Genomic DNA, 19,724 nt, shown 5'->3' on the forward strand with positions numbered 1-19,724 from the left:
ATGACGGCATGAGGGGCGCTATTTGGAGGGGAAGAGAGAAGATGCAGGAGCGATACATCACCATATCAGTTCGTCTTGAAGAATCACTGGTCGCTCACCTTGATCAGCTGGCGAGAAATTCGGGAAGCACCAGATCCGCGTTCATGCGGCGAATTTTGGCCGAGCACGTGGACTCTCTGGACGAAAGCGCGTTCAAACCCCGGGCAAGCCGCTACCTGCTCGGCGAAAACGGCCAGTAAAATAAAGCGCCCTGCAGTTTTCTGCAGGGCGCTTACTTTGTAGGATCAGAAGCGTTTGAGTCTGGGCAGAAGAATGGCAGTGATGACTATGCCGATGATCGCGTTCGGAACCATATACGTGGCGTTGTAGATCAGCGAGTAGACCCACGGATTCTGTCCGGCCGGCGCGTATTGGCCGAAGAACACCGCGCCGCTGATGACGCTGCAGAGCAGCCGTCCGGCACTGCCCAGAACGACGCCGGCAGCTCCAGCCGGTCCAACGTCTTTCAGAAGCCCGGCCAGCCCGATGGCGCCGTAGGCGATCGGGTAATCGAGAGCGGCCTGTACCGGCGTGAGGACGTAGCCACCAAGAAGGAGCCGGAGCAGTCCGGCGACCAGCCCGGTGCCGATGCCGTACTTGGCGCCGTGGCGCAGGGCGAAGATGAGCAGAGGCACGTCGCCAAGGGTAATCGAGCCTCCCTGCGGCATCTTCCAGATCTTCCACTCCGACAGAAGGACCGTCAGCGCGACGACCAGCGCCCCTTCGACCAACACGCGGGTCTTTCCCATTGAGCGATTCTGTTCCATTAAAAAAGCCCTCCCTGTTTCGCTCTGACTTGAGCGAGATGACCGGGCGGGCGCGGGCGGTGCGTATGACCGACGACGAGTCGTCGGGAGGCCCTTCCCTGCGCCGGCATGATCCGGATCAGGTTCCGGGGTCGAGCTCTTCCGAGCTCCTCTCAGCCGGCGGCTGCCGACTCCCCCAGTTCCACGGATCTTTTGTACCCCTAAGTAGGGAACTTGTCAATGCCACAGTTCTGCGAGACCAGTTATAATATCTCTGCATTCTGCTCTGGTCGGAATTCTTGCAAATGCCGCACTGACGGCTGCAGAGCGGATGAAGATGGGACGAGAAATGACCTGCGGGAGGTGAGACGGGATGAAACGATTGCCGTTCGCCGCTGCAATCCTGTGCGTTCTGCTGTGCTTCGTTAACGTCCGGACGCTGCGCGCCGACCCGCTCGAAGAAGCTGTAGAGTCGTATCGAAACAACTCGGGGCTGCTGTGCGACCGACAGGCTGGAGAGATGTTTACGAGGACGCTCGCGCTGGACATGATCTATCAGGCCCAGTGCGGCCGCCGGGAGGCCTACGAGAAGCTTGAAAAGTTTTTGCTGGGAGCCTTTCGGTCCCCACTTGGGCTGGTCTATCACAGTCTGGATAAGGCCTTCCAGCCCATGGGCCAGGAAAGCTGGCTGGCCGACAATATGACGGCCTGCCGGGCCTTGGCCGAAGGCTACGGCCGGTGGGGCGGCCAGGAGCGAAAAGCGGCTACGCTGTCGATTGGGCGTTCCGTGCTCAAGTACCTGAGGCACCGGGGAAAGTTTGCCCAGTCGGTGTCGTGGCGCGACCCAATATGGGGCGTTCACCTGATCGACCGGGGCGCGGAGGCGCCGCTGTTCCTGCTGGACGTGGCGGTGATGGATCGGCTGTCCCGGTGGGACGAGGCGTGGAAACAGCAGGCCCAGAAATCGCTGGGCGAGCTTGCGGCCGGCTGTGTCGTCCCGTGGCAGGACGAAAAAACCCCACAGAACGGCAGGGAATACCTGCTCCCGTTGGTCTACCTGACGGAGATGGGGTTCCTTCCCCTTCGGGGACTGGAAGAATTTCGGCTTCGGCTGAGGGAGTGGCCGTATGCCCTCGTCGAAGGGGCAGAACCGTCGGTCGGGATCGGGGCGCTGTGTGCGGTGCTGTACTGTATGGCCGGTAGCGAACAGCAGGCCGGCGCGTTGCTCGACGCGATGACGAGACGTTTCTCGTCCGGCCGGGTCACCTCGGGGCTTCTGGCCGGAGCAGGGCAGAAGCCGTCGCTGGACGACAACCTGCTGTTTTTGATCGCCCGGGCACAGGTGCAGACAAGGAGCCGCCGAGGGGGAAACGCCGCGTCGGGCCAGTGATACAGAAAAATTTTGGGGCAAATGCCGGAGAGCCAGTGCAGCGCTTTTCGGCAGATGATGAAGAGAACTGGGGGCATAGAAAATGAAAGTATCGACACGCGCACACTACGGCCTGCGGGCTATGGTGACGATTGCGCAGATGGAAAAGAGCGGGATCGTTCCTGTCTCCGTGATGGATATCGCTCAGCGGGAGGAGCTGTCGGACACGTACCTTGAACAGCTTGTGTCCAAGCTTCGCCGGGCCGGGCTGCTTCGCAGCTATCGGGGGGCCAACGGAGGGTACGAGCTGGCGAAAGATCCGTCGGAGATCACCATACTGGAAATAGTCCAAGCGTCGGGGGAAAAACTGGAGTTCCCGGAGTGCGCGTTCAACGAGAAAGGGTGCGAACTGGCGAGACAGAGAGGAAGCGTCTGCCCGTCAGCGTTTTTCTGGCGAAAGCTCAGCTCGGCCGTCTTGGAGCTGTCCCGGAGCATGACGCTGGAAGACCTGCTTTCCCAGTCGTCAAAAAGTCTCATGCTGTGACGGGACGGGTGTTTTCAGCGGTTTTGGGAAGGAAAAACTGTCTCTTTAAGCTGTTTTCAGGCGGGTCATTCATATTTGATTCACAAAAGCTGATGAATAAAGGGCTGAGGGGTATTGAACTTCCGAAAACCTGTGATATACTCAGCCCATGCAGTACCGCGTATAAAGAAACTCATTTGGGAGGTGTCAGGTGTGACGAAAACAGAACTGGTTGAGTTTGTCAGGGAGAACGCACAGCTGAAGAGGAGCGACGCCGTCGCAGCAGTGAACGCAGTCGTCGCAGGGATCTCCGGTGCGCTGAGTCAGGGCAGCAAGGTCCAGTTGGTCGGCTTCGGCACCTTCGAGGTTCGCCAGCGCAGCGCCCGTACTGGCCGTAACCCGCAGGATCCGACAAAGACCGTTCATATCCCGGCGAAGAAGGTTCCCGTATTCAAGGCCGGCAAGCTCCTTCGCAGCGCTGTCGACACGAAGCCGAGCGCGAAGAGCAGCGCAAAGAGCAAGAGCGGCGCAAAGGGCGGCAAGAAGTAGCCTTTTGAGAAGTTCGCGGCCTCGCCAATGTGCGAGGCCGCGTTTTTTGTCGGTGTCAGCCGAGAGATGGCGGGTGAGAAGATGAAGCAGGTGCTGCTGGTTACCGGTGATCAGCCGACCCAGGAAGACGTCCGTCCGTTGGAGTCAATTCATCGAATAGGCTTAGCGTCTTTGACAGTAGCGTCCCAGTCCGAAGTGCTCGCCGCCGGCGAGGCGTTCGGCGGCCGGGACGTCGTGCTGCTCGCGCCGAGCTGCGACCGGCCCGAGCTTCTCGACTGGTGCGAGCGTTGGAAGCCCCAGCGCCTTGTCGTTGGTTCAGACGGTGACTTTGGCGCTTCCAGTGGCCAGCTCGCCCGAATCCGCCGGGGCGGGACGTTTGTCCTCGGCCCCGGATCCCGCGGCGTCCTCGATCCTCTTCAGGATCTTTTCGTCAGCTGGACGCCGGCCGTCCAGCCGTCAGCGGCTCTGGACGGCAACGTGGCTCTGATCGGGCAGGGCGGCGCGGTCGTCTTCTCGCTTTTCGACATGGCCCTTGAGGCGGGCGTTAAGTTCCGTCAGGTCGTCTCCTTAGGAGTGTGTCAGGACGACGGCGCCCTGCTCGAGTGTTTGGACCAGTGCGCTGAAGACGGGCAGACCCGGTTGGTGGTCCTCTGCGCCGAGTCGTTTGTGCAGGGCCGCCGGGTCATGGAACGGGCTGCCCGGCTGGTTCGCCAGGGCGTTCCGGTCGTCCTGCTGCGGTGCGGTGTCTTCCCAGGCATCGATCGAAGGGCCCGCCTTCGCCACCCAGACGGAAACTGGGCCGACGACGCAACTTGGCGGGCTGTCGCGGAACGCTACGGCGTTACGCTCCTGTCGGACGTGGGAGAGCTGTTGGCGTTTGCCAAGCTCTACGGGTGTTCTCGGCCGGCGCAGGGGCTCTCAATAGCCGGGCTGGCCTCGTCTGTGGGGCTGGCGCTGCTTTTGCGCGACAGCTGTTTCCGCGCCGGCGTCGCGCTGCCGGCTTTTTCTCCCGAACTCACGGAAAAATTGGAGAAAGTCCTGCCGCCGAGGGCGAAGGCGGTCAACCCGATCAGCGGCACCGAGTCGCTTGTTCAGTCAGACGGGGTTCTGTCTGAGGCTTTGCGGCGCATTCATTCCGGCGGGCGTTGCCTGCCGTTCGTCGTCCTCGGAGCTCTTGGCGGCGACGAAGTGGCCCGGGTGGTCTCCGAATTGGCCGAAGCCGGGCGAGACATCGCCAGCCCGATCGTCCTGTGCTGTCTCGGAGACTGGCGTCGCTTTGCCGGCTATGGGGACCTGTTGGCCCGATCCGGCGTCGTGGTGTACCGGGACCCGGCCGAAGCGGCTCGGGCGATCGCGCTGGCAGAAAAAATCTCCGCATCGTCCGTTCGCGCCCTGCCGTCCCAGCCGGTCCCTCCTGCGCCCAAACTGCCGGAGCTGCCGGAACGGCCTGACGAGGCGCAGGTCATGGACCTGATGAAATCTTATCAGCTGAGCTTGGTTCCCTCCCGGTTCTGCTCTTCGTTGGCAGAGGTCATGAGTGCGGCTGACGAGCTGGGGTTCCCGCTGGTCCTCAAGGCCGTCTCGCCGTCGCTGCTGAACAAGCAGCAGGCGCGCGGCGTCGCTCTGAACCTTCGCACGCCGGAAGAACTGCGCAACGCCTACGGCCGGGTGCTCGAACGGGTGAGCCGAGGCCATCCGGAGGCGAAACTTCGCGGCGTGCTCGTCCAGACCATGGTGACCGACGGGCTGGAGTGTATGATCGGCCTGAAGAGGGACCCGCTTTTTGGCCCGGTGGTCGCCGTCGCGCTCGGCGGGGCCTACTATGCGATGACGCGGGACATCGCCCTGCGCCCGGCGCCTGTGACGTTTGAAGAGGCTCAGGAAATGATCAGCTCTCTGAAAGGCGCTTCGCTCATTACCGGATCGTGGAGCGGCGTCCCGCTGGCCAGCGACGAGCTGGCCAGGACAATCGCCCAGATGTCCGTCATGGGGGACTGCGAGCCGGATCTGGAACTTCTTGATATCAATCCTATTTTCGTCCGACCAAACGCCGCCGAGATTGCCGACGCGTTTATCCGGCGGACGGAAAGGAGCCGACAGTGAATTTTTCCCTCTCGTTTTTATGGCTGGCCTTGGCGTACCTGATCGGTTCGATTCCGACCGGATACTTGTCGGTCCGTTTAGTCCGCGGCATTGACATTCGGACCTTTGGAAGCGGCAACACCGGCGGCACAAACGTCGGCCGGCTGATGGGCCGGAAGTGGGGCGTGGGAGTCATCGTCTTCGACATGCTCAAGGGTGCCCTCGTCATCGGGCTGTTCCGCCTTGCCGGACTTCCCAATTGGCTGGTCATGTGCGGCGCCTTGGCCGCCGTTTTAGGGCACAATTACCCGATATGGCTGGGGTTTCGGGGCGGCAAGGGCGTGGCTACGACCTTTGGAACGCTCTTTTTCTGCGCCCTACCGTGGTCGGCCGCGGCGATCGCTCTGGCCGGCGTCGTGTGGGGCCTTTGTCTCTACCTGTGGCGGATGGTCTCGCTGGCCTCTCTTATCGCCCTGACTGCCGCGCCGGTCCTGCTGGCCCTGGCTAAAGTTCCCGCTGAGAGCGTTTGGCTCGGCGTCTGCCTGGCCCTGTTGGCATTTTGGCGCCACAGGTCGAACGTCGGGCGGATTATGCGCGGAACGGAGAACAGGATTGGTCAAAAATAACGATTGATATTCACTGACCATAAGGTACTATAAGCTCATGAATGACCGAGAGGTTGGTGATGACATGTCGATGAGCCTGACCGAAGTGATTGAGCAGTACATTCAAAGCCTGTTCGCCGACTCGGAAAGGGAGCAGGACCAGGATCGGGTGTCGCTGCGCCGCAAGGACGTGGCCGAACGGTTCGGCTGCGTGCCAAGCCAGATAAACTACGTGATTCGAAGCCGTTTCACCCCGGAAAGGGGCTTCCTCGTCGAAAGCCAGCGGGGCGGAAACGGGTACATCCGTATTCTCAAGATCAGCTACGAGCAGCCCGAAGAAAAACAGCGGTACGTGGAAGATATCGTTGGCGACAGCCTGACCGAGCAGGACGCGAAGCGCCTTCTGACCCTTTTTCAGCAACGTGGGCTGATCACGCCTAGGGAACGCCTTATCGTGGAGATATCCCTTCGCCACCTGTCCGATCTGGCAGACGGCGCGTTTGACATTTCCCCGTTCCGGCGCGACGCGATGAGGGCCGAGCTGGCCAAGCGGGTGTTCCGCGGCCTGATTTACGCTTCTTGATGGGAGGTGAGTCGTTTTATGATGTGGCAGTTCTTCAGCGATTCCTGTAAGCGTGCTCTGCAAATAGCTCACCGGGAAGCGCTGAAAATGCGCAGCAAAGAAATTGGCACGGCTCACCTGCTTCTGGGAATTGCCGCCGAGGGGACGTCCAGCGCGGCAGGTCTGCTCGAGGCAAACGGCGTGACGGCGGAGGGCCTTCGACGGACGCTGAAGATCGACGAGACGATCCCTGAGCCGGACGAGCAGACCGATCTGCCGTTCAGCGACGGAGCCCGAGGGTGTCTCGACGCGGCGTTGAACAGCGCCCGGTCTCTGGACGCCGAGCTGGTAGACCCGTCGTGCCTGTTGGCGGCCGTGCTGAAAGTCAATGACAACGGCGCGTGCCGTTTGCTGGCCACGCTGGGAGTTTCCCCAGAAACATTGAGGGAGCGAGCAGCGGAGCTTCTCGCGTCCTCTAAGCGGGAGGAAAGCCCCGTTCACAGCCCGAAGGCCGGAAACGGCGAGGGGGATGAAGCGGAGCTCGCGATCATAGGTCAGTTTTGCGTCGATCTCACGGCGCGGGCTGCTGCCGGCGAGCTGGATCCGATCGTTGGGCGCCAGAAAGAGACCCGTCGGCTCATGCAGGTGCTCTGCCGCCGGACGAAGAACAACCCGGTGCTGGTAGGCGATCCCGGAGTCGGGAAGACCGCCGTCGTGGAAGGGCTGGCCCAGCTGATTCAGTCCGAAATGGTGCCGGACCCGCTGAAGGGAAAGAAAATCCTTCAGCTAAACGTGGGCAGCCTCGTGGCCGGCGCAAAATACAGGGGAGACTTTGAGGAGCGTTTCCAAAAGCTCATCGCTCAGGCCTCCAAGTCCAAGGACATCCTGTTTATCGACGAGATACACACCCTGATCGGGACCGGCAACGCCGAAGGCTCCCTTGACGCCGCCAACATGCTCAAACCCAGTTTGGCTCGGGGCGAGCTGCGGATCATCGGCGCGACAACGGCGGCCGAATACCGGCGCTATATCGAACGCGACGGGGCGCTGGAACGGCGGTTTCAGCCGATCGACATCGCCGAGCCTGACTTTGACTCGGCCGTGGCCATCGTGTCCGGCCTGCTTCCCCGGTACGAGGAACACCACGGCGTGGTTTACGCGCCGGAAGCCGCCGAGACGGCGGTTCGGCTTTCGTCTCGCTTTTTGACGGACCGGCGGCTCCCCGACAAGGCCATCGACCTGATTGACGAGGCCGGCGCGAAAGCTCAGCTCGACCGGTCCGACTGGCCGCCGGAATTGAAAGAGGTTAAGACTCGGCTCGGCCAACTGAGGCGCGACAAAGAAGCGGCTATTCTGGCCGCTGATTTTGAGCTAGCCGGACGGTTCCGCAGCGACGAGGCCGAGACGGCCCAGCAGCTGGAAGAAAACCTTTCGGTTTGGCGCCGAGGCCGGCGTATGAGCGGCAGCAGGGTCGGGCCGGACGACTTGGCTCAGGTTCTGTCGTCGTGGTGCGGCGTGCCGGTCGGCCAGATGTCCCAGTCGGAGGCGGAACGGCTTCTGACGTTAGAGAGTCGGGTTGAAAAGCACCTGATCGGCCAGAGCGAGGCGGTTTCATGCGTCTGCCGGGCCCTGCGCCGCAACCGAAGCGGCCTGCAGGACGAAAAGCGTCCGATTGGAAGTTTCTTGTTCTTGGGACCCAGCGGCGTCGGCAAAACCGAACTGGCGCGGGTTGTGGCCAGAGAGCTGTACGGCAGCGACAAGGCGCTGATCGCCTTGGATATGAGCGAATTTCACGACCGCTACACGGTTTCAAGGCTCATCGGAACCGGGCCGGGGTACGTGGGCTACGAGGATCGGGGGCAGCTGACCGAGGCGGTCAGACGTCACCCCTATTCGGTCGTCCTGTTGGACGAAATAGAGAAGGCGGACCCACAGGTGAACCGGATCCTGCTCCAGATCATGGAGGACGGACGGCTGACTGACGGCCACGGCGACACGGTCGACTTCCGCAACGCGCTGATCATCATGACCAGCAACCTCGGGTCCCGGGAGGCGGCCAAGAGCCCCTTCGGGTTCAGCGACGCGGGACGGAGCGACCAGGCCGCGCGGGGCGTCATGTCCGACGAGCTGAAACGGTTCTTCCCGCCCGAACTGCTCGGGCGAATGGACGATGTGGTGTACTTCCGGCAGCTGAACGCAGAGGACCTGTCGAAGATTTTTGACCTGCTTTTAGCGCCGGCCGTTCAGCGGCTCAAGCGGCGAGGAATTGACTTTTCCGTTTCGCCTCAGCTGAAGCTCGCGATTCTCGACGAGGCGGCGCGTCAAGGTGCAGGCGCCCGGCCGCTCAGGCGGCTGGTTGAAAAGAGAGTTTCCGACCCGACGGCCGAATGGCTGATTGCCAACCCGGGAGCGTCCGGGGAACTGGTCTGCTCGCTTGAAGACGGGGAGACGGCCGTCCGCTGCCAAGAGGGCCCGGCGGTCTTAGCGGCGCTTTCTTCCTTGGAAACGCAGGGACATTAGTTTCTTTAGTTTTTTGCGGCAGGTTCCTCAAAGAGGAGCCTGCCTTTTTTTCGCGCCCTCTTGGTCCTCCGTTATTAAAGAGTTAGTCTCTCAATTAAGTAATAAGAACCTTTCTGATCTATTGAGCTCCAATATAATAAATAAAAATATTTGATGTTTCGGAAGGAACACCAAAAGGAAGGGGGGAATTTCAGGTGACTACACGGATGGGGAACTTCATGTGGTTCTGCTTTGGCGTTGCGGCTGGCGTCGGCGCGTGCGTGCTGGTAAAGAACGGCACGGCCAAGAAAGCGGCTCTTGCGGTCTACGGCAAGGGAATTGAGCTGAAAGACCGGGTTGCCAGCGTCATTGAGCGGGGCAAGGAAGCGGCTGAGGACTTCGTTGCCGAGGCTAAGGCCCAGGCCCAGAGCGAAGAAGCTGAATAACGGATTGTGACAGCACAAGGCCTGAGGACGGCGAAACGTCGTTCAAGGGCCTGTTTTCGTGAAACAGATAGAGAACGAAAGCGAGACATATCTATGGATTATCGTATCGAACACGAGTTGCCCTGCCGCATTCGCCTGCGCTTTGCGCCTCAAGACCTTCGGGGCAGCCGCGGGCCGGTGCTTGCCGCGGTGCTGGAGACGCAGGACGGCGTCAAAAGAGCCGCCGCGTCGAGCAGAACCGGCAGTCTGCTGATCTTTCACGACGGCAGCCACCGCGACAGCATCCTGAAAGCCGTCAGCCTGATCGAGCGTTCGGAGCTGGACGAAATGGACATACAGGTTGAACCTGTCGAGCCGCCGCTCAAAGTTCAGGTTGCCAAGCTGCTGAGCGCCGCCATGACCCGCCGAATGCTGCCCATGCCGATACGGATCGTCGTCACCACTGCGTTTGCCTGCGCGTATTTTTTTCGAGGCATCAGAGAACTTCTGCACCTTCGTCTGGGTGTTGAGACGCTCGACGCCGCGGCGCTTGGCGTTTCGCTTGCCCGGCAGGACTACAACACCGCGTCGACGGTGATGACCCTTTTAGCTCTGGGAAACCTGATTGAGGACTGGACTAAGAAGCGGTCCCAAGCCAGCTTGGCAGAAAGCTTGGCCGTTCGGCTCAACTCCGTATGGGTCCAAAACGACGACGGCTCTCAGCGCGAGATTTCCATGTCCGAACTCGCGGTCGGCGACCGCGTTATCGTGCGTGCCGGCGGCTTAATCCCTGCCGATGGGGTGGTGACGGCGGGAGAAGCGCTGGTGAATCAGGCGTCCATGACCGGCGAGTCCATGGCTGTGCACCGCTGGCCCGGAACGTCCGTGTACGCCGGGACGGCGCTAGAAGCCGGGGAGCTGACGGTCCAGGTTCGGGCCCTTGCCGACGAGAGCCGGCTCAGCCAAATTGCCAAGCTCATCGAGGAATCGGAAGAGCTCAAGGCATCGGTTCAGTGCCGGGCGGAGCGGATGGCCGACGGCCTCGTCCCGTGGAGCTTTGGCTTGGCCGGCATGATGTACGCCCTGACCGGCAACGCCACGAGGGCGTCCGCCGCGCTGATGGTCGATTACTCGTGTGCCATTAAGCTGGCAACGCCGCTTTCTATTCTCTCGGCTATGCGCGAGGGCGTGAGACGCGGCGTCATCATCAAGGGCGGCAAGTTCCTTGAAGCGCTCAGCGAAGCCGATACGGTAGTCTTTGACAAGACGGGCACCTTGACGGTCTCCCAGCCTCGGGTCATCGAGGTCGTCCCGTTCGAGGGCTGGCAGCGCAGCGAGATTCTTCGGCTGTCCGCCTGCCTTGAAGAGCACTTCCCCCACTCGGTAGCGACCGCAGTGGTCCGTCAGGCCGAGCTGGAAGGGCTGACGCACCGGGAAGAACACGCCAAGGTGGAGTACGTGGTCGCTCACGGCGTCGTGAGCCGGTACTTGGACAAACGGGTGATTATCGGGAGCCGTCACTTCGTGGCGGAGGACGAGGGCGTCGTCTTCGACGAAGAGCAGAAAAAGGTCATCGAAGAAAAAGAACAGCTCGGCTCGCTGCTGTACTTGGCCTTTGACAGCCGGCTGATCGGCCTTCTGGTCATCGACGACCCGCTTCGCGAAGAGGCGGCGGACGTCGTGGCCCAGCTGCGGAGCTTAGGCATTCGGCACGTGGTCATGCTGACCGGGGATCACCCCAAGACCGCCGCTCGGGTGGCTAAGCAGCTCGGGCTGGACGACTACAGGGCCGAAATGCTTCCGGACGAGAAAACCCGCTTCGTTCAGTCCCTGCGAAAACAGGGGCGAAAAGTCATCATGGTGGGCGACGGTATTAACGACGCGCCGTCCTTGGCGGCGGCCAACGTGGGCGTGTCGCTTCGCGGCGCCGCCGACGTGGCCCAGCAGGTCGCTGATGTGGTCCTTGCCGGAGACCTCTCGTCTTTGCCAGACGCCAGGCGCCTCAGCGAGCTCGTCATGCGGCGTATCGAGCGCAGCTACCTGACCATCGTCGGGCTGAACACGACGTTCTTGCTTTTGGGGCTTTTGGGCATTATCACGCCGGCCGTGGGCGCGCTGCTGCACAACTCGGTGACCATCGGCACCAGCATGACCAGCGTCAGGCCTCTGCTTGACAAACTGCCTGCGAGCCTGCAGGCGGTTTCGGAAGAGAGCGAGTGATACCATGTCCGTCATCGCCAGTTTCATTCCCGGCCGGCTCCGGCTTCGCTCGTCTCTGATCTCTTCCGCGGGGACTCGGGACGTCATCATCCGAGCTCTCCTGTCCCTGCCGTTCGTCACCAGCCTGACGCCCACGCCGTCGACCGGCAGCCTGCTGATCCTCTATCGGGCGGCGGCTCTCCCTCTGTCGAGGCTTCTGGAAGTTCGCCCTCTGTTGGAAGAGCTTCAGACCCTCGAAGGCCAGCCGGCCGGTCCTGAACGCCTGGAAGCCGTCAAGGTTCTTTGCGGCCAGATCGTTCGCGAGCTCGGCTCGGACGCCTGACGAATAAAAAGCAGCGCCTCATCCCAGATTTGCTGGGGCGGGGCGCTTTTTTGACGGCTACATCTTGCAGCAGCTCAAGGTCGGCGTTCGGCTGATCGGGTGGACGACGAACGGGAGAACCTCCCAGATCACTTCGTGGTCCGGCTTGGCTGCCCAGAGGGCCTGCAGGGAGACCGTCCATATTTCCATCGGCTTGGCCGGCTCGGCCAAGTCTCCCAAAGCCCGAAGCCGATCGGCGTTCAGCGCGGCGGTTGTCTCGTCAGCGGTCACGAAGAGCAGCCAGTTCACGCTGTCCTGCTCTTGGGTGTCAAAGTCCAGATACCCCGGCAGGTCAGCCAGTCGAAGCTGGAGCAGCCAGGATTGATAGAGCCCTAAAAGGTCGAGCTGTTCTTCCAGAGTTTGCGCGAAGGAGAAGAAGAACCGGTCGGCGTTGGCCAGCCGAAGGCCGTCGCCCGGATAGCCGGGGAAGTCCTCGTAGTACTGGTAATCGTATCGGCACAGGTACAGCAGATCGGCGTTCAGCTCTTCGGAAGACGGAAACGTTTCTCGCCACGAAAAGCGGCGAAGCGATTGACTTCCCCGCGGGGCCCGCTCGCGGAGCGGCACCGGAGGGAACAGGGACAGCGCCTTCTTCGCGCCGGCGCTCTGCGGCCAGAGCCATGAGAAAACGCCGTCCTCAAGGCGCCACGCCCGGCCGGTTGAACAGGGGTGGACGGGAATTTGAAGAGCAAACCGATAATCTTTGATCCCCCAGCGCTGGCGGTGGGCCCGTTGAAGAGCCAGCCATAGCTCGGTCGTCTCGGCCCGCCGCGTCGGATTCCCCGGTACTAGGCCCACTTGCTCGTTTAAGAAGCACTCCCGCGCCGCCTCGTCAAACGCCGTTCGTCCCTCCTCCGTGAGCCAGAAAAGGCCGTCTTCCCCGTTCAAAAGCCCAGCGCCGACAAGTTTTTCGAGCGGCGCAGGATCGACGCCGGCCAGTTCAAGCAGTCGGGGAGACCAAACGGGATGATCTTGGGAAAACTGCAGAAGAAGCGCCGTATCGTTCTCTTGAAGCGTCATGTCCTCTGACCTCCTTAAGGCCGCTGGGACGGGCCGTGTTTTCTATTTTACAGGCCAGCGGCGCAGAAAGAACCGGCGTTTTCTCCGTCGTGATGTTATGCTTAATATGCTCGGGCGGAAACGAGACGGGCAGTCCCGACGGGCGGCTGGCCGCAGGACGGGCGGAGATGCCTTTGAAGGGGAGGACCGACATGAGAGAGATTCCGGTAGAAACGTTGCAAATGAACCCGATGTCGCTGATCAGCGAGGAATGGATGCTCATCACGGCTGGCGACGAGAAGCGCGGCTACAACACGATGACCGCCGCGTGGGGCCATTTGGGAGCCATCTGGGGCCACGGCAAGGGGCTCCCCACCGCGGTGGTGTACATTCGCCCTCAGAGGTACACGAGGGAGTTCGTCGACCGGGAACCGCTGTTTTCGCTCTCGTTTTTCCCAAGGTCGTACAGAAAACAGCTTCAATATTTGGGCTCCCACTCTGGCCGCGACGAGGACAAAGTCGCCAAAGCAGGGCTGACGCCGGCCTTCGGCGACGGGTTCACCTACTTTGCCGAGTCGTCGCTGGTCATGGTCTGTCGAAAGCTGTATCGAGGCGAGATAACCGCCGATGGGTTCGTCGACGCTCAAATCATAGAGGACAACTACCCGCTTCGGGACTTTCACGTCATGTACATCGGCGAGATCGTCAAAGTGCTGGAAGCGGAGAGCGGCCAGAAATAAGTTTAAGCGTTTGGAATAGCCGAAACTTGATGGGATAACGAATGAGCCGGGGCGGATAACCGCCCCGGCTCATTTTATCTTAACTAGTCAACTGGGTTGAAGGGCTTTCCACTCGTCATAAACGAGCCGCCCCAAGGCGCTGCAGAACCGTACCCCGTCAAGCCGGTCGGTCAGGCCGGTCGTGAGGACGACTAGCACGGCGGGCCGAGGGCCGAAGGGGAAGAAAATTCCCGCGTCGTGCTCGTGGCCGGGAAGTTCGCCGGTCTTGTGGGCGAGGACTTTTTCCAAGTCGTCCACGTCGTCGCAGGGAATCGCTCCGGCCAGCTTCGATTGGAGCTTCTGGGCGGACAGAATGTCGATGATTCGCCTCTTGCCGGCTTCGGAGAGGCCGGCCGTTTTGCCCGGCGACGTCAGGGCGCTCAAAAAGAGCGCCACGTCGCAGGCCGTCGTCCAGTTGTCTTTTCCTGCTTTGGCAGCTCCGGAGTCCAGCATGCGGCGCTCCAGCGAGGTGGACTTCATGCCGAGCGAACGAATGCGGTCGTTGATCCCGTCGAGTCCCAGCCGGTCCATCAGCAGGTTGGCGGCGGTGTTGTCGCTTACCGTGCCGGCCAGAACGGCCAAGTCCTCGAGCCGCAAGGTCGGGCTGGCGGAGAACTTGTGGAGCAGGCCGCCGTCAACCCGTTTTTCGCTTGGGACGACGATCGTCTCGCTTAGGTTGAGCGAGCCTTCCTCGGCCCGGGCGAACAGGTCCCAGAGGATCGGCAGCTTGATCAGGCTGGCCGACTTGAGGCGCTGAAGCCCCCGCAGGTCGAACTGCTCGCCCGTCGCAGGATCGGCGAGGACGACCGACGCTTGAACGCCCGACTCGTAAACTCTGTTGGCAATTTGAGATGCGACGCGGGAGAACATGACGTCACACTCAGATGAAGAAAGCCCGAACGACGACGTAAAGGGTCGTGAAGAGGCAGATCAGCCAGCCGTTGCAGAGAACCGACTTCAAGTCATCCGACCGGGCCAGCCCCATTTGTCCCTGCATGTCCCCTTCGGGCATAGCGAACGATGTCATCTGAGAGCCGACCAACAGAACTGCGGCCCACAGGACCATCGGAATCCCCTGAGCCTGAGCCAGTTCGAGGAACATCTTATTGAGCACTTCCGCCTGAGCGACGGCCGCGCCGGGCACGCCGAAGATACCGACTAGGGTAGTGAAGGCGACGAACGCCACATGCCCGCTCTTCTCAACGTAAGGCGCCAGAACGCCGGCCAGAGCCTGAAACGCGCCGGCATCGGAGATGAAATTGATGAACGGATCGAGCAGGACGAAGAAGAAGAAAAGCCAAACGAGCGGCCGGGCGCCGTCGCATACCGCGTCGATGATCTCCTTGACCTTGAGCCGTCCGGCGAGGCCGGTCAAGGCGGCCGTGACGAGCATCAGGCCGAGGACGAACGTCGAGCCGCCGCCGATGGAAATGCCCCAGACGACCAGCCCGATCAGCACGACGAAGAACGTCGCCGTGGCCAGTTTGGTTCGGCCGTCCGGGCGATAGTTGGCCAAGTCCAAAGCGGCCTCTTCGGCCTGTTCAGCGTAGCAGGTGACGCCGGCATATTTCTTCTGCACTCTGCCGGCCCAGAAGAACGTGACGATCCACATGATGAGGGAAATCGGAATGCCTGCGTTGAGCAGGTACTGGGGATAGCTGACGCCGGTGAACTCCATCAGCGCGACGACCGGTGGGGTGAAGGGGCCGAGGAACAGCCCTGTGGCGCCGGCGCCGTGGAGCAGAACCGCCATGGCGTTGGGAACGACGCCCACCGACGCGGCGATAGGAATCAGCACCGGGGCCAGAATGGCGTTGCCGCCGGCCATGGTGCCCAGAACGCTGACGATGAGCACCGAGCAGATCATGACGAGCAGGAAGGCCTTTCTCTGGGAGTCGACTTTCATTTTCCCGGTGATCCACGCGACGAGGCAGTTCACCACGCCGGTGCGCTTGAGGACCATGCCGAGCCCGCCGCCGAGCAAAATGATCAGGCCGATGTAGCCCAGAAACGAGCCCATGCCGGCCCGAATGCCGGCGGCCACGTCCATCAGGCCGTGTCCGCCCATAACCGCCGCGACGATAATTCCGGCGATGACGGCGAAGATCTGCCCGAACGGACAGAAGCACAGGACGATGTACAGGACCAGCGGAACGAGCGCCCACAGGCCGTTCATGTCAGTTCGTCTCCTTCATCGGCCAAACGAGCGGTTCGGCCAAGGTGACGACGTCGCTTTCGATCGGCTTGCCTCCGGGCAGCCACCCGGCGTCGTTGATCAGCTTGACCGCTGGGCGGTAGCTGCCTTCCTCATCGTAGGTCACGAACGGAAGCGCTTTATGGGTGGAGCCGCGCTTTTCCAAACACATCCGCCGGGGCGCGTCAACGACGATGCAGTCGTCCGGCTTATCGGCGCCTTTCGGGTAAATTAAAACCTTCGTGGGCGCGTAGCCTTGGGCGCGGACTCGGATGAACCAGCCCTTCTTGCCGTCCCGCTCGCCCGGCTCGGCCCAGAGCTCTTTGACGAGTAGCTGATCCGGCGCGGACGGGAACGCGGTGCCGAACGAGACCAGAGTTTGGGTCGTCGCCAAGTCGTTCCGGTAGTCCGGGTCGTCTTTGAGCAGAGAGTTGACGCAGGTGTCGAACGTCCGGCCGTTCGAGTGAATGTACTTGCCGTTCCCGAGGTACATGCCGGTGTGGCCCGGCCAGAAGAGCAAATCGCCGGGCTTGAGGCCCATTTTGTCCAGATCCTGAAGGGTGAAGGTCCCATCCGGCTCCGCTTCGGGCGCGATACAGGCGATTGGGAAGCCCGCCTCAGGCCGAGAGTTGCGGTAGATCACCAGACCGTTCAGGTCGTAAACGATCGCCGTCAGGCCGGAGCAGTCAATGCCGTCAGGCGACTTGCCGCCCCAGCGGTACCCGGTGCCCATGTACGAGACGGCGTCTTTGACTAAGTTCGCCCGGGTCGCCGCTTCGTCAAACTCGCCCCACTGGCGGGGCTGACGCAGGGACGCCCACTTCATGAAACCTACTCGGCCGTCGGGCAGGGTGACCTGAGCCCATTCTTTTTCTTTGCTCTGCTCGGCCTTGACCCAAGACGCCCGGGGCAGAGAAATCAGCGGCGGGTATGACGATGTGTCCGGTTGGGGCAGCACGTCGGCGCGGATGGACGCGACCCGGCGGTTCCGCTCTTTGGCCCACGCCGGTTCGTCTTCGGTGATCACGAGAGCTTCCGGCGAGAGAAAGGTTTCGTACCGCCCCTCGGTCTTCACATCGACCAGCCCGGCCTTATTCTTCTCGCTCAGGATCTGGACGATTTGGCCGCACAGCAGCTCGTCGTCCCGCTCTGTGCCGTCATCGTTGGTGGTGGAAAGCAAGTCGGCTTTTACCACGCCCCAACTCGCGTACGCGGGCGCCGCCAGAAGCAGGCAGCAGGCCAGTGCTAAAAACTTTTTCACGGTCATCCCTCCCTCACGATGAAGCGGCTGGCGTCAAAGTTCCCGACACCTGAACCGCCCAAAAGCTGGAAATTGGTTACGCCGGCCAGCCCCAGGCCGGGGCCTTCCCACGCGCTGATCTTCGGGCCGTTGAACTCCGGCCCTCCGACCACGTCGTCTTTTACGACCAGAGCCGGGCCGTCCAAGTCGAGCCGGGTCGCCACGCCCCGGCACAGCGCCAGAGCGACGGCGACGGAGACGCTGATTTTCCCTTCCAGCATGCTCCCGAGCATCACTTCCCGGCCGTAAATTTCGGCCAAGGCGACGATCCGCTTGGCTTCCGCCAGCCCGCCGCACTTCATCAGCTTGATATTGGGCCACACGGGCGAGTCGTCCATCAGCCGGCGGGCCTGATCGGCCGTCCAGCAGCTTTCATCCGCCACGACAGGGACGGGGGACTGGCGCGCCACTTCGGCGAGACCTTTCAGGTCCCAAGCCGGGACGGGCTGTTCCACCAGCTCGATATCCAGGTCCTTTTCCTGCATCGCATCGAGCATCCGCAGGGCCTGACGGGCGTTCCACCCCTGGTTGGCGTCGATTCGCAACGTCACGTCTTTTCCCACCGCCTGACGGATAGCCGTCAGGCGCTGCAGGTCAACTTCGGGGTCAAGTCCGACCTTCGTCTTCAGGGTGCGGAAGCCCCGTCCGATCGCGTCGAGGCTGTCTTTAGCCATCACGTCCGGCGCGTTGACGCTGATCGTGACGTTCGTTTCCACCGAGCCGCCTGAGCCGCCCAGCGCCTTCCAGAGCGGGACGCCGAGGCCTTTCGCCCACAGGTCGTGAAGGGCACCGTCCACGGCCGCCTTCGCGGAGCTGTTGGCGACGATCGAATGGCTCAGGGCCCGAAGGTTTTCGGCCAGGTCGTCCGCGTCCCTGCCGATCAGCGCGGCGGCGATTTCCGCGTAGGCTCCTAAAATCGCGCCTTCCGTGTGGCCTGTGACCTTTGCGGTCGGCGGCGCGCTTCCCAGACCCTGCCGGCCGTCGTTGGCCTCGATAATCACCGGGAAATCAACCAGCGTGCTGACCTGCCGAACCGACGTTTTGAACGGAACCCGCAGGGGGGCTTCAATTCGTCCCCAGTGAAGAGCGACAATGCGGGACATGTTAAGCGCCTGCCATCATGGACAGGATTTTCGCGACGAAGAGTCCGCCGAAGGTCCCGCACACGTATCCCATGAGCGCCATCAGAACGCCGATCGGGACGAGGGCTTCCTTGTAGGCCGCGGCGACGATCGGCGCGGCGGCAACGGCTCCGATGTTGGCCAGAGAGGCGGTGGCGCAGGTGAACAGGTCGAGCTTGAAGATCTTGGCCAACAGGGCCATCAGCAGGGCGTGAATGCCCAGAATAACCGCGCCGGCCAGCAGGTAGTACGGGGCGTCGGTCAGTTCCTTGAACGAGGCTCTCGACGCGATAAGGCAGATCATTAAGTACAGCAGCGTCATGGAGACCGGCGACGAGCCGGGAATTTCTCCCAGAGCGGTGGTGGCGCAGATCAGCCCGAAAATCGTGGCGATGACGATGGTCAGAGTTGAGACCGAGAGGAAGTCGCTCTTGCCGAAGACGTTGATCAGAGCGGGAGAGGCGTAGGAGGCCAGCCACTGGGACAGGGCCGAGGCAAGAAGTCCGGCGCCGAACAGCAGGCACAGGTCGCTCACTTCAATGGAAGTGCGTTTCTTCTGCTCGCCGCCGCTCAGCTGAGAGCCGAGGGCGTCGATAACCGAAGTGTCGCTCTTGGTCCACTTGTTGAACTTGCCGGCAAACGGGACGGTCGCCAGGAGCAGGATGACCCAGATGGAGTAGTTGACGTTATCGACCAGCAGCGTGTAGCCCATCGACGAGTCTGAAATGCCCAGAGCTCCTTGGACTGCCACCATGTTGGCCGTCCCGCCGATCCAGCTTCCTGCTAGGGCGCCCCAAGTCTTCCAGCTCTCCGGGCCGAAGCCGCCTTTCATCATCGCGAACATGACGATGAAGCCGATCATGATGGTGATCGTGGCGGAGAAGAAGCCGAGGAGCATCCGCGGCCCCAGCTTGATGATCTTTCGGATATCGCACCGCAGGAGCATGACGAAGATCATCGCGGGGATAATGTGGCCTTTGACGGTCTTGTAGGTCTCTTTGATCTCCGGCGTGTTCTGCCACAGGTCGAAAGTGGCGAAAATCATGCAGAGCAGGTACAGCAGGACCGGCGTGGGGACGTACTTGAAAAACAGCGTGTCCTTGTACTTACGTTCCAGCGTGGACACGACTCCGGCGAAGCACGTTAAAAACGCGAGATAAGCAAAACCTGATGTCAACATAGCGTCTCCTCCTTGTGATATAAGCGTTGCTTCGTGCTGTAAAACTGCTGAACCCTCCTGATGGGAAGGGAAAAGCCCTACAAAAACAGCGGACACACAGACCCTCGACAGGGCCATGGTGTCCGCTGGATCTTCTCCTCACAGCTGACCGCTCGACGCGGGCAGGCTGAC

General features: G+C 61.7%; 19 protein-coding genes and 1 riboswitch. Of the genes, 12 read left to right on the top strand and 7 right to left on the bottom strand.

The features are described from left to right. The first annotated feature begins 8 nt into the window (after nt 1-8). Entirely contained in the window at nt 9-239 is a 231-nt protein-coding gene (locus JONANDRAFT_RS02395) for a ribbon-helix-helix domain-containing protein (RefSeq protein WP_008520473.1), read from the top strand. Nucleotides 240-284: 45 nt separating this feature from the next. On the opposite strand, the gene thiT is transcribed toward JONANDRAFT_RS02395, so the two are convergent. Then, nucleotides 285-806: an energy-coupled thiamine transporter ThiT gene (thiT, locus tag JONANDRAFT_RS02400; protein WP_008520476.1), complete on the bottom strand. Its 522-nt coding sequence runs from the start codon at nt 804-806 to the stop codon at nt 285-287. Nucleotides 807-884: 78 nt separating this feature from the next. Next, nucleotides 885-993, bottom strand: a riboswitch (TPP riboswitch). A gap of 165 nt (nt 994-1,158) precedes the next feature. On the opposite strand from thiT, the gene JONANDRAFT_RS02405 reads away from it, so the two are divergent. From JONANDRAFT_RS02405 to JONANDRAFT_RS02450, 10 genes are all read left to right on the top strand, one after another. Further along, nucleotides 1,159-2,175: a hypothetical protein gene (locus tag JONANDRAFT_RS02405; protein ID WP_008520478.1), complete on the top strand. Its 1,017-nt coding sequence runs from the start codon at nt 1,159-1,161 to the stop codon at nt 2,173-2,175. Nucleotides 2,176-2,257: 82 nt separating this feature from the next. Then, nucleotides 2,258-2,698, top strand: coding sequence for an RrF2 family transcriptional regulator (locus JONANDRAFT_RS02410; protein WP_008522647.1), 441 nt, complete (start codon nt 2,258-2,260; stop codon nt 2,696-2,698). Between the two features lie 192 nt (nt 2,699-2,890). Continuing rightward, nucleotides 2,891-3,226, top strand: coding sequence for an HU family DNA-binding protein (locus tag JONANDRAFT_RS02415; RefSeq protein WP_008522649.1), 336 nt, complete (start codon nt 2,891-2,893; stop codon nt 3,224-3,226). A gap of 66 nt (nt 3,227-3,292) precedes the next feature. Beyond that, the gene (locus JONANDRAFT_RS02420) at nt 3,293-5,329 is read left to right on the top strand and encodes an acetate--CoA ligase family protein (protein ID WP_233417416.1); all 2,037 of its coding nucleotides are present in this window, start codon (nt 3,293-3,295) and stop codon (nt 5,327-5,329) included. Next, nucleotides 5,326-5,934: a glycerol-3-phosphate 1-O-acyltransferase PlsY gene (gene plsY, locus JONANDRAFT_RS02425; RefSeq protein WP_008520487.1), complete on the top strand. Its 609-nt coding sequence runs from the start codon at nt 5,326-5,328 to the stop codon at nt 5,932-5,934. The genes JONANDRAFT_RS02420 and plsY overlap by 4 nt, the downstream gene beginning before the upstream one ends. 37 nt (nt 5,935-5,971) lie before the next feature. Continuing rightward, nucleotides 5,972-6,496, top strand: a complete 525-nt coding sequence (locus tag JONANDRAFT_RS02430; protein WP_008520488.1) for a CtsR family transcriptional regulator — start codon at nt 5,972-5,974, stop codon at nt 6,494-6,496. Between the two features lie 21 nt (nt 6,497-6,517). Beyond that, nucleotides 6,518-8,995, top strand: coding sequence for an ATP-dependent Clp protease ATP-binding subunit (locus JONANDRAFT_RS02435; protein ID WP_255348310.1), 2,478 nt, complete (start codon nt 6,518-6,520; stop codon nt 8,993-8,995). 194 nt (nt 8,996-9,189) lie between these two features. Continuing rightward, complete coding sequence (locus tag JONANDRAFT_RS02440) at nt 9,190-9,420, top strand: hypothetical protein (protein WP_008522655.1); 231 nt, start codon at nt 9,190-9,192, stop codon at nt 9,418-9,420. 93 nt (nt 9,421-9,513) lie between these two features. Then, nucleotides 9,514-11,619 carry a heavy metal translocating P-type ATPase gene (locus tag JONANDRAFT_RS02445; RefSeq protein ID WP_008522657.1) on the top strand — a complete coding sequence of 702 codons (2,106 nt, stop codon included), beginning with the start codon at nt 9,514-9,516 and terminating at the stop codon, nt 11,617-11,619. A 4-nt stretch (nt 11,620-11,623) separates the two neighbouring features. Then, nucleotides 11,624-11,941 (top strand): hypothetical protein, encoded by a 318-nt coding sequence (locus JONANDRAFT_RS02450; protein WP_008520498.1) that lies wholly within the window; start codon nt 11,624-11,626, stop codon nt 11,939-11,941. A 57-nt stretch (nt 11,942-11,998) separates the two neighbouring features. Here the strand turns inward: JONANDRAFT_RS02450 and JONANDRAFT_RS02455 are convergent, their stop codons facing one another. Next, nucleotides 11,999-13,000 (bottom strand): hypothetical protein, encoded by a 1,002-nt coding sequence (locus JONANDRAFT_RS02455; RefSeq protein WP_008520499.1) that lies wholly within the window; start codon nt 12,998-13,000, stop codon nt 11,999-12,001. Between the two features lie 92 nt (nt 13,001-13,092). On the opposite strand from JONANDRAFT_RS02455, the gene JONANDRAFT_RS02460 reads away from it, so the two are divergent. Next, complete coding sequence (locus tag JONANDRAFT_RS02460; RefSeq protein ID WP_008520500.1) at nt 13,093-13,719, top strand: flavin reductase family protein; 627 nt, start codon at nt 13,093-13,095, stop codon at nt 13,717-13,719. An 87-nt stretch (nt 13,720-13,806) separates the two neighbouring features. Here the strand turns inward: JONANDRAFT_RS02460 and JONANDRAFT_RS02465 are convergent, their stop codons facing one another. The 5 genes from JONANDRAFT_RS02465 to JONANDRAFT_RS02485 are packed head-to-tail and all read right to left on the bottom strand — an operon-like array spanning nt 13,807 to nt 19,553. Continuing rightward, nucleotides 13,807-14,628: a serine hydrolase gene (locus JONANDRAFT_RS02465; protein WP_008520501.1), complete on the bottom strand. Its 822-nt coding sequence runs from the start codon at nt 14,626-14,628 to the stop codon at nt 13,807-13,809. A 10-nt stretch (nt 14,629-14,638) separates the two neighbouring features. After that, the gene (locus JONANDRAFT_RS02470) at nt 14,639-15,934 is read right to left on the bottom strand and encodes a GntT/GntP/DsdX family permease (protein WP_008522661.1); all 1,296 of its coding nucleotides are present in this window, start codon (nt 15,932-15,934) and stop codon (nt 14,639-14,641) included. A 1-nt stretch (nt 15,935) separates the two neighbouring features. Then, nucleotides 15,936-17,219, bottom strand: coding sequence for a C40 family peptidase (locus JONANDRAFT_RS02475; RefSeq protein WP_008520503.1), 1,284 nt, complete (start codon nt 17,217-17,219; stop codon nt 15,936-15,938). Continuing rightward, entirely contained in the window at nt 17,216-18,355 is a 1,140-nt protein-coding gene (locus tag JONANDRAFT_RS02480; protein ID WP_008520504.1) for a dipeptide epimerase, read from the bottom strand. Before JONANDRAFT_RS02480 ends, JONANDRAFT_RS02475 begins: the two co-directional genes overlap by 4 nt. Nucleotide 18,356: 1 nt before the next feature. Further along, nucleotides 18,357-19,553 carry a DUF819 family protein gene (locus tag JONANDRAFT_RS02485; RefSeq protein WP_008522663.1) on the bottom strand — a complete coding sequence of 399 codons (1,197 nt, stop codon included), beginning with the start codon at nt 19,551-19,553 and terminating at the stop codon, nt 18,357-18,359. Nucleotides 19,554-19,724 lie beyond the last annotated feature (171 nt).

The organism is Jonquetella anthropi DSM 22815 (assembly GCF_000237805.1).
GTDB classification, from domain to species: domain Bacteria; phylum Synergistota; class Synergistia; order Synergistales; family Dethiosulfovibrionaceae; genus Jonquetella; species Jonquetella anthropi.